Source organism: Maribrevibacterium harenarium (genome assembly GCF_006385675.1).
Classification (GTDB): domain Bacteria; phylum Pseudomonadota; class Gammaproteobacteria; order Pseudomonadales; family Marinomonadaceae; genus Marinomonas; species Marinomonas harenarium.
In genome coordinates, this window is sequence record NZ_VFRR01000036.1 from 25,565 (window position 1) to 35,778 (window position 10,214).

9 protein-coding genes and 1 pseudogene are annotated in these 10,214 nt (G+C 47.8%); 5 read left to right on the plus strand and 5 right to left on the minus strand.

Annotation, left to right across the window (positions count from 1 at the left end):
* Window positions 1-11: 11 nt before the first annotated feature.
* The 4 genes from FJM67_RS13710 to FJM67_RS13725 all read right to left on the minus strand — a co-directional run bounded on the left by FJM67_RS13710 (window position 12) and on the right by FJM67_RS13725 (window position 3,731).
* Window positions 12-899, minus strand: a complete 888-nt coding sequence (locus tag FJM67_RS13710) for a branched-chain amino acid ABC transporter permease (protein WP_140590330.1) — start codon at window positions 897-899, stop codon at window positions 12-14.
* 70 nt (window positions 900-969) lie between these two features.
* Window positions 970-2,172 (minus strand): ABC transporter substrate-binding protein, encoded by a 1,203-nt coding sequence (locus FJM67_RS13715; RefSeq protein ID WP_140590332.1) that lies wholly within the window; start codon window positions 2,170-2,172, stop codon window positions 970-972.
* A 54-nt stretch (window positions 2,173-2,226) separates the two neighbouring features.
* Window positions 2,227-2,940 (minus strand): ABC transporter ATP-binding protein, encoded by a 714-nt coding sequence (locus tag FJM67_RS13720; protein ID WP_140590335.1) that lies wholly within the window; start codon window positions 2,938-2,940, stop codon window positions 2,227-2,229.
* Complete coding sequence (locus tag FJM67_RS13725) at window positions 2,937-3,731, minus strand: ABC transporter ATP-binding protein (RefSeq protein ID WP_140590337.1); 795 nt, start codon at window positions 3,729-3,731, stop codon at window positions 2,937-2,939. The genes FJM67_RS13720 and FJM67_RS13725 overlap by 4 nt, the downstream gene beginning before the upstream one ends.
* A gap of 177 nt (window positions 3,732-3,908) precedes the next feature.
* Between FJM67_RS13725 and FJM67_RS13730 the strand changes: the two genes are divergently transcribed.
* From FJM67_RS13730 to FJM67_RS13750, 5 genes are all read left to right on the plus strand, one after another.
* Window positions 3,909-6,785, plus strand: coding sequence for a cache domain-containing protein (locus FJM67_RS13730; RefSeq protein WP_140590340.1), 2,877 nt, complete (start codon window positions 3,909-3,911; stop codon window positions 6,783-6,785).
* A complete protein-coding gene (locus tag FJM67_RS13735; protein ID WP_140590343.1) occupies window positions 6,778-7,479 on the plus strand; it encodes a response regulator transcription factor in 702 nt (233 codons plus the stop codon). Before FJM67_RS13730 ends, FJM67_RS13735 begins: the two co-directional genes overlap by 8 nt.
* A 52-nt stretch (window positions 7,480-7,531) precedes the next feature.
* Window positions 7,532-8,710, plus strand: a complete 1,179-nt coding sequence (locus FJM67_RS13740) for an acetyl-CoA C-acetyltransferase (RefSeq protein ID WP_140590346.1) — start codon at window positions 7,532-7,534, stop codon at window positions 8,708-8,710.
* Window positions 8,711-8,803: 93 nt separating this feature from the next.
* The gene (locus FJM67_RS13745) at window positions 8,804-9,052 is read left to right on the plus strand and encodes a type II toxin-antitoxin system Phd/YefM family antitoxin (RefSeq protein WP_140590348.1); all 249 of its coding nucleotides are present in this window, start codon (window positions 8,804-8,806) and stop codon (window positions 9,050-9,052) included.
* Window positions 9,049-9,450, plus strand: coding sequence for a type II toxin-antitoxin system VapC family toxin (locus FJM67_RS13750; RefSeq protein ID WP_140590351.1), 402 nt, complete (start codon window positions 9,049-9,051; stop codon window positions 9,448-9,450). Before FJM67_RS13745 ends, FJM67_RS13750 begins: the two co-directional genes overlap by 4 nt.
* 72 nt (window positions 9,451-9,522) lie before the next feature.
* Here FJM67_RS13750 and tnpA read toward each other — a convergent pair.
* Window positions 9,523-9,900 (minus strand): annotated as a pseudogene (gene tnpA, locus FJM67_RS13755) (IS200/IS605 family transposase); the annotation flags it as partial.
* Window positions 9,901-10,214: the final 314 nt, after the last annotated feature.

The window sequence follows — 10,214 nt, forward strand, 5'->3', positions numbered from 1 at the left end:
AATTGTGACTCCTAAGCCGTCTTACCGAACAAGCCCGCCGGCTTTAGCATCAACACGATCACCATCACCAAGAAAATGATGGTGGCAGAGGCTTCTGGATAGAAATATTTGGTGAGGCCTTCCACTAAGCCCATGCCCAAGCCTGTCAAAATGGCTCCACCGATCGACCCCATACCACCGATTACGACGATGGCAAACACGATGATCAAAATGTTGGAACCCATATCAGGGGATACCGAATAAATCGGTGCGGCCATGACGCCAGCGAGTCCCGCCAAGGCCACACCAAAACCGAAGGTTAGGGTGACGATGAGAGGAACGTTGATACCAAACGCCTGTAATAGTTGTGGGTTTTCTGTACCAGCTCGTAGGTACACGCCGAGTTTGGTTTTCTCGATCATCCACCAGGTGGAAAAACACACCAGAATCGATACCACGATAATCCAAGCCCGGTAGTTGGGTAGGTACATAAAGGGCAGGCGCATACCGCCTTTCAATGCATCTGGTGTGGCATAGGATTGACCAGAAGAGCCAAATAGGTGGGTGAAGATGCCTTGCATCATCAACGCCAGACCAAAGGTCAGAAGTAAGCTATAAAGATGATCTTCGTTGGCGATTGGTCGGATAAGAAAGCGTTGAATAAGAACCCCAAATACACTGACAGCTAATGGCACGATAATTAATGCAGCCCAGTAGTTGAGTCCTAGATATTTCAATCCCAATAAAGCCAGAAATGCTCCAAGCATATACATGGCGCCTTGGGCAAAGTTAATGATTTTTAAAAGGCCAAATATGATTGCAAGTCCAAGACTTAATAAGGCATAAAAAGAGCCATTGATTAGACCGACTAATAATTGTCCAAATAAGGCGAATAAATTGATTCCAAGAAACGTTGCCATAATGAGTCAACTACCCTTTTATTGAAAACAAGAGAGAATCCGGGGAAATGTTTCCCCGGACTGCAACGGATTAAAACTGACAGCTTTCAATCATTGGGTTATAAGCCTGGTCACCCGGAATCACTTTCACGATTTTATAAATATCATTTTCGGTTTTACGTTCGGATGGCTTTTTGATTTCCACTAGCAACATGTCGTGCACCATGCGGCCATCGGCACGTAGGGTGGCATTGCGAGCGAAGAAATCGTCAGGTTTGGTTTTCTTCATTTGTGCCATAACGGCATCAGCGTCATCTGTGCCCACAGCAGCAACGGCATTTAGGTAGTGCATAGTGGCGGAGTAGGCACCCGCATGGGCCATAGAAGGGATACCGCCATAGCTTTCTTGGAAACGTTTACTCCATGCACGGGTTTGGTCATCCATATCCCAGTAGAAGCCTGTCGTTAGTCGCATACCTTGGGCGACACGAGGATCCATAGCCTGCGCATTCGGAGTGAATACTAACAAACCGGCGATATCCATGGATTCGTTCAAACCGAATTCTGCTGCCGCATTCAACGCATTCACCGTATCGTTACCCGCGTTAGCAAGGGCTACTACATCGGCACCGGAAGCTTGGGCTTGTAATACATAGGAAGAGAAATCAGTGGTACCAAGGGGAGCTCGTACCGAGCCAACAACTTCACCACCATTTTCTTTGATCACTTTACTGGAGACACCTTCAAGGGCGTGACCGAAGGCATAGTCTGCAGTGATAAAGAACCACTTGGTTTTCCCAGACTCCACCATCTGCTTAACCGTGCCGTTAGCTAGGGCAACCACGTTGTAGGTCCAGTGGGCGATGTAAGGTGAGCAAGCGCTGGTGGTAAAGGCATTGGAAGCCGAACCTGTGATCAGTGTGATATTTTTGCTAGCCCCAGTTACTTGGGTGACGGCACCAGTAACGGCAGAAGAAACCAAACCGCCAATGGTGTCTACCCCTTCGTTTTCCACCCATTTACGGGCAATAGCAGAGGCAATATCGGGTTTCAATTGGGAGTCCGCTGACACTAACTCAATGTCATGGCCTAGAACCTTGCCCCCGAAATCGTCGATCGCCATCCGAGTAGCAACCACACAGCCAGGGCCACATAAGTCAGCGTAGGTGCCGCTCATGTCAGCGAGTACGCCGATTTTCACCTTGCCATCGGTTGCGGCTAAAGAAGCAGAAGCCATGGTTGCAGCGACAATGCCGGTGATTAGGGTAGAAACTTTCTTAGTTTGAAACGTCATTTTAATACTCCAAGCGAGTGGTTATTTTTATTGGTGCTTTTCATATGCCTAGGTTTAGACCCCTAGGTAGGTATTCAGTAATTCACTTTTGGCGCTGAGTTCGTGGGCCTGAATTTCTTCCACTATATGGCCGTGCTCCATAATGTAATGGCGGTCGGCAATCGGAGCGGCAAAACGGAAGTTCTGCTCCACCAACAAGATGGTCAGTCCCCGTTGTTTCAGTTCACTCAGTACTTCGCCGAGTTTCTGCACAATGACGGGGGCGAGCCCCTCGGTGATTTCATCCAGTAGTAGAATGTTGGCACCGGTGCGCAGAATGCGGGCTAGCGCTAACATTTGCTGTTCCCCTCCGGAGAGTCGTGTGCCTTGGCTATAACGGCGCTCATAAAGGTTGGGGAACATGGTGTAGATTTCGTCCAAACTCATCACATCGGAACGCACTTGCGGCGGTAACATCAGGTTTTCTTCCACATTTAAGCTGGCAAAAATGCCACGCTCTTCTGGGCAAAAACCTATGCCTAAGTGAGCGATGCGATAGGCGGGTAGGCTCATGGTATTTTCGCCGTTGACGACGATTTCACCGCTGCGTTTTCCCACCATATTCATGATGGCTTTCAAGGTGGTGGAACGGCCAGAACCGTTACGTCCCAATAGCGTCACCAACTCACCTTGCATGATAGAAAGGTCTATGCCATGCAAAATATGGGATTCCCCGTAGAACGCATGCAGGTTAGTGATACGCAGTTTTTCCCGATGGTTGTGACTCATGCGGCGGCTCCTTTTTCAGCTTGTTCGGCCACTGCCGCGGAACCCATGTAGGCCTCCTGCACTTGTGGATTGGCTGATACGCTGGCGTAGTCGCCCTCAGTCAAAATCGCCCCCCGCTGTAATACCGTGATGCGGTCAGCCAGTTTGGAAACCACATGCAAGTTATGCTCAACCATCAAAATAGTGCGATCGGCGGAAACCTTTTTGATCAGCTCTGCGACCAAATCGATGTCTTCGTGGCCCATGCCCTGAGTCGGTTCATCCAGTAACATCAGCTCTGGATCAAGAGCTAGCGTCGTGGCAATTTCGAGGGCACGCTTGCGCCCATAGGACAAGTCGCCGGTTTTGCTGTTGGCGAATTTCTCTAAGCCTACGGCGGTGAGTAATTCCATCGCGCGGTCGTTCAGCTTGTTCAGTACGCGCTCGGAGGTCCAAAAATTGAAGCTGTTTTTTTCTTGGCGTTGCAAGGCAATACGCACGTTTTCCAACACCGACATGTTGGGAAACACCGCTGAGATTTGAAATGAACGGATAATGCCAAGGCGAGCGATTTGTGCCGGTTCTTGGCTGGTGATGTCTTTACCGTTAAACAAAATGCTTCCGGAAGTGGGTTGCAAAAATTTGGTTAGCAGATTAAACACCGTGGTCTTGCCAGCCCCATTCGGGCCGATCAAGGCATGGATGTGCCCTCTCGTGATTTGTAAGTTCACATCATCCACTGCAGTAAAGCCTTTAAAAGCTTTGGTGAGATGCTGTGTCGATAAAATAAAATCGGACTTAACTTGAGTCATCGTTTTTACTCTACGTTGTGAAGCAGGTCTAACTGCTTGTGTTGTTATTTTTATCATTCACGATAGTAGAGTAGGAATGTTGCCAAACTGTTTTACAATTCTAACGAAATGTAACAGCCTGATTGAACGTGCTCGGCTTGTGCTAGAATCACCTGCAAAACAACAATAAGAAAAAATATGTTTAAACTATCCACCATAAGCATGCGTTTGTTTTTATTACTATTGCTGTTCATCACAATGGTATTTGGTGCTATCTATTTATTTTCTGTGCCACTTATTAAAAACAATGTTTTTAAATTAGAGCTAAACTCTAATCGCCAGGTATTAAATATTGTTTATGACTTAGCGAGTCGTATTTCTTTTAATTCAGATTCTTATATCAGTCGGACTCTCAGTTACCATGAGCAGCGTCTGAAGTCGATCGTTGAGCTTACCGAAAATTTTATTGAAAGCTCGGTGACCAATGGTCAGAGTAAGCAGCTGTCAGAGGATGAAATCTGGCAAGATATCTTTACCAGTCTGCGGGATTTTAAATTCGGTACCGAAGACTATGTTTGGATAGCGGATTACAACAGTAAAATATTGGCCCATCCATCGCCTCAATTTAACAACGTGGATATGTCCAACTATGTGGATACGGATGGGCAACTGGTCATCCCTAAATTGGTGGATTTAGCCTTAGAGGAAGGTCAGGGCTTTTATAAGTACAAATGGAATCGCCTCAACGATACTCACATTATCGACAAGTATTCGTTCGTCAAGAATGTGCCCCAATGGGGCTTCATCATCGGCGCAGGTGTTTATATAGATGATGTGCAGCAGGAAATACAAAAACAGAAGATTAAAGCGGTGGAAGAAATCGCCACTGTATTGAAAGAGATCTCTATCGCCAACAATGGCTATCTCTTTATCTTCGATTCTCAGGGCAACATGTTGTTCCATCCGAATGCCAATATCCATGGGCGGAATTTCAAAACCCAGCTCAACCCAGTCACTAACCGCCCGATTTATCTGGATCTGATGGAAATGGCTGATTCCGGTCAAGAACTCTACTACAAGTGGGATCGCCCCGATGATCCAGGCCACTATATTTATGAAAAGTTATCGTTAACCCGTCATCTACCTGGCTTTGATTGGTATATCAGCTCCTCGGTGTATTTGGATGATCTGATGTTTAGTTCGATCCAGCTGAGCCAACGCATCGTCACCATCGGTATCTTTGGTTTATTGGCTGGAGCTCTGATTGCCTACTTGTTTGCCCAGTGGATTACCGCTCCCATTCGCAAGCTTTCGACCACAGCACAGCAGATCAACAAAGGGGATCTGATGGCCAAAACCGGGATCGAGCGAGATGACGAACTCGGTATTTTAGCGCGCTCATTCGATTACATGGTGGAGCGTCTGCGCAATAACATTAATACCCTAAACCAACGGGTGGCGGCTCGCACCCACGACTTGTCTGAAAGCAACGCCCGCCTACTCAGCGCGGTCAGTGCGCTGGAAGTGACCCAAACCGAGCTGCGGGTGATCGAGACGCGACAACGGCTGATTCTGAATGCGTTACCAGCACAGATCGCCTATCTGGATAGCGATTTGCGGTTTATTTTTGCTAATCGAGAATACCTAGAAATTTTCAATGAAACCCAGCATAGCATTGTCGGTAAAGCCATCGAGGACGTGGTGGATAGTAAGATGTATCAAGCCATCCGGCCCCATATTGAAAAGGCGTTACGAGGTGAGCGGGTGGTCTACGAGTATGCGCTTAATGACAAGGGTCGCGAGATCCTCACTCGACGCACCGTACTGCCATTTTATGATGATGCTAAGCGGGTGGTTGGCCTACTGACCCTGTCCATTGATATCACCAATGAGCGGGAAACGGAAAAGCGCTTAGCGGAAGCCAATAAAATGAAAACCGTGGGACAAATGTCCGGTGGCTTAGCCCATGATTTCAATAATTTACTCACCATCATTCTGGGGAATTTGCTGGAACTACAAAGCCACGCCGACTTGCCGGCGGATTGTAACAGTAATTTGACCCCTGCCATTCGCGCTACCCGTCGGGGGGCGGATATGACCCGTCGCCTATTGGCTTTCTCACGCCGTCAACCCCTGTCGCCCCATGTTATTGCACCGCAAGACATGGTGAACGATTTAGTGGATCTGCTATCGGCGCCGTTGCCGGAAAATATTCAGCTGCTTACCGATGTGATGGCCGATTGCCCCATCGTTTATGTGGATGCTTCCTTGATGGAAGATGCACTAGTTAACCTGGTCTTGAACTCCGCTGATGCGATGCCTAAAGGTGGCACGATTCGACTTACCGTGGCCGCTTTGCAGGTGTCGTCCACCAACTCACTGTCGTCATTCGACGAGCCCGTCCCCGTCGGTGACTATGTGTCATTTACCATCGCGGATAATGGCGAGGGCTTTACTAAGGAAGCATTAACCCGCGCTTGCGAGCCCTTCTTCACCACCAAATCGTCAGGAGCGGGATCAGGACTTGGACTGAGTATGGTGTTTGGTTTCGTGAAGCAATCACAGGGCTATATGCGCGTATCCAATGTGACGGCTGGGGGGGCTTGCGTCGAGATTCTACTGCCGGTCAGCGAACGTGCGCATGCTAAACAGGTAACTTTGCAGCAAGAACAAAGTGGTCAAACTGTCTGCGAACGTGGCGGTCTTGTGTTATTGGCGGAGGATAACGAGGATGTGCGTAAGGTGGTGCGCAATCAATTGTTATCACTCGGTTACGCAGTGCTCGAAGCGGATTCTGCCGATGCCGCCCTGACATTGTTGCAAGGAAAACTACCACATCTAACGGGCGTTATTTCCGATGGTGTCATGCCTGGGCAGGCTTCCTATATTGATCTATATGCTGCGCTAAGAGAGCAGTATCCAACTAGCTTTTTTATTCTTATGACAGGCTACAGTGATCGTTTAGTACAAAATGATTACGACGGCAGTTTGCTGCAAAAACCGTTCGATACCAATGCGCTTGCTGAGGCAATCGCGTCCAGTTCAACATGTATATCAGGTCACAATAATGCATAACAAACATCTGATTTATGTTATCGAAGATGAAGTCGATTTAGGTCGGCTAATTCAAACCAGTCTCAGTAAGTTCTTTTTTGAGGTGCAGTATTTCGCCAAAGGGCAAGAAGCGCTCGCCGCTATATCCCAGCAGAAACCTGACATCTGCATCATTGACTTAAACCTCCCGGACATGGATGGCATTGATCTTGTACGGAAATTACAGCACAAGCAAATTGGTATTGTGATTGTATCTGGCCGAGATGCCTTGACTGATCGTGTATTAGGGTTGGAACTCGGTGCGGATGATTACGTCACCAAACCATTTGAACCGCGAGAACTCGTAGCGCGCGTCCAAAGTCTGCAACGTCGCATGCAACTCTCCATCGAGCAATACTCGCAAAAACCCCATAGCGCCCATTTCGCGGGTATTACTTTTCACCCAGACTCATTGACGCTTAACGCTGATACGGATCAGGAAGAAAAACTGAGTCGTGCGGAAGCGGACATGTTGCTGGCATTACTAAAACATCCCTATCAGATTCTCTCCCGGGATCAGTTACTCGGAGAAAACACGGTGCCCTATGACCGCAGTATTGATGTGCGAGTGTCCCGGTTGCGTAAAAAAATTCAGCCTAAAGGACAGAAACAGTCCCTAATTCAGACCGTTTACGGCGCCGGTTACATGCTGGTGACCGACGTGGAATGGAAGTAAGGCATGGCATCAAAGTTAACTTAATAAACACAATAACGATGAGGAAAGTAAGATGAAAGCGGTGATTGTTGCGGCTGCACGGAGCCCGATCGGGGCATTTAATGGTTCATTATCGACGTTAACCGCGGTACAGATTGGTACCCAAGTATTGCAAGGTATCCTTGCCAAACAGCCGTCACTAAAGGAGCACATTGATGAAGTGATATTGGGCCAGGTACTGACAGCTGGCTGCGGTCAAAATCCAGCCCGCCAGACCACAATCAATGCTGGTCTGTCCGAGTCGGTTACCGCTATGACGATCAATAAGGTATGTGGCTCTGGTTTGAAAGCAGTGCAACTGGCAGCGCAAGCGGTATTGCAAGGGGATGTTACCATGGTGGTAGCCGGAGGGCAGGAGAGCATGAGTCAAGCAGCCCATGTGTTACCCAATGCACGCTTGGGTAAAAAGATGGGTAACTGGAGTTTACTCGACAGCATGATGACCGACGGTTTGCTGGATGCCTTCCAAGGCTATCATATGGGGCAAACGGCGGAGAACATCGCCGATCGTTGGCAGATCAATCGGGAAGCCCAAGATCAGTTTGCGGTGGCGTCGCAACAAAAAGCTGCTGCCGCCCAAGCCGCAGGTGCTTTTGAGCAGGAAATTATTCCTATCTCAATACCGCAACGCAAAGGGGAACCAGTAATATTTGCCAGTGATGAACAAGTTCGCGCCGATACTAACATCGAGTCTGTGGCTAAGCTACGTCCAGCTTTTGTTGCCAACGGCAGCGTGACAGCGGCCAATTCCTCCACGTTAAACGATGCGGCGGCGATGGTAGTCGTTACCACGGATGCAATGGCAAAACGTTTAGGACTACCTATTTTGGCAACCATCGAAGCCTCTGCCAGTGCTGGGGTTGCGCCAGAAGTCATGGGTAGTGGACCGATTCCCGCTACTCAAAAAGCACTGGCGAAAGCAGGCTGGTCGATTGGGGATCTGGATTTAGTTGAGGCAAATGAAGCCTTTGCTGTACAGGCTTTATGCGTCTCCCAGGACCTAAAATTGGATCCCGCTAAAGTTAACGTAAATGGCGGAGCTATCGCTCTGGGACACCCCATTGGGGCATCAGGTTGCCGCGTGTTGGTAACGCTTATTCACGCGATGCAGGCCCGTAATGTGCAAAAAGGTTTGGCGACGCTATGTATCGGTGGCGGGATGGGAATCGCGATGCTGATTGGTCGCGAGTAGCTCGGTTACTGTTAGTTTGACCTGATGACTACTTGCTATAGTCATTAGGTCAAACTACTATTTGGTTATCTCCTATGATGATGGTGAAGCCCTATGAGTAATGCAGTTGACCAAGAGTTTGTCTCAAAGTCGCACTTCAAAGCGCGAGCACTAGAGTTTTTTCGACAAGTCGAAGCGTCTGGCGCTCCTGTTGTTGTTACCGATAAAGGTTTGCCAACGGTTGAAATTCGTCGTTACAAAGCAGATCAGCGTTCTCCGTTAGCACGTCTAAAGGGGAGTGTAGTGGAGTACAAAAAGCCACTGGAGCCAATAGCTGACGAAGATTGGGAAATGCTGACATGATTGTGTTGGATACCCATGCGTTGCTGTGGTGGGGAAATGGCGACGAGCAATTGTCCCAGCTTGCGTTGGAGGCAATCGAGCGAGAGTTGAACGCTGAAGATGGGATGATCCTGGTGTCTGCAATTACCGCTTGGGAAATCGCCATGTTGATCAATAAGGAGCGCTTGATATTGACCATGAGTGTGGACGATTGGCTACGCGCCGTTGGCGAGATTGACTGTGTCAAATTTGTGCCCATTGATAACGATATTGCGATTGAATCCACCCGTTTACCGGGTGAATTTCACAAGGATCCTGCCGACCGTATGATAGTTGCAATGGCGCGGCATTTTAACGCACCGTTAATCTCTGCTGATGAGAAGATCCGCAACTATAAGCATGTTAAAACGATCTGGTAAGGATTTACCAAAATTGACGTAAAGCCCCGCAGCTTGCTGCGAGGGATGGATAGTCAAGCCTTCGAAGAAGGCTTAATGCGGTCTATCTTGTTGAGCCACGTATTGCTTCAGAACCTCCAGTGGCGCACCTTCTACAGAGCAAGCAAAATAACCACTGCTCCATAATGAATTTTTCCTCCACGCTACTTGATTAAGATAAGGATGATGAAGCTTTAGCTCTCTGCCAGTCATACTTTTTAATACTTGAACAAGCCTAGAAACGGATATTGTAGGAGTGTACGAAACAACTAGATGCACATGATCAGACTCTCCATTAAATGCAACTAAATCAGACTTTAATTTTAGGCATTCTCTTCTAATGATGGCCTCTGCGGTTATTAATACTTCATTGGTCAATTTTCTTTCTCTGTATTTCGTCACAAAGATTATATGCGCTTGTAAATTGTATTTTGAGTGCGAGCTGTCTTATATGTCATGACAGCCTATTGACTGTATGTTTGTACAGTGTAATTATAGGTCAATGAGCTTAACAACTGTTATTAAAATCAATATTGGTTCCCCTAATTCTTTGCAAACCGATTTGCGAAGGGAGTCAGCTCGACTCTGGAATAACATGGTTAAGCTTCATAAGTTCATACGAAAACGTCATTGGGGCTGGCCTTCTGCGGGTGACTTCGAGAAGCACTTCAAGGGCAAATACTCGCTACACAGTCAGACTATTCAAGCACTCATCAAGAAGTTTTTCGCCAATGTTGATACGGCCA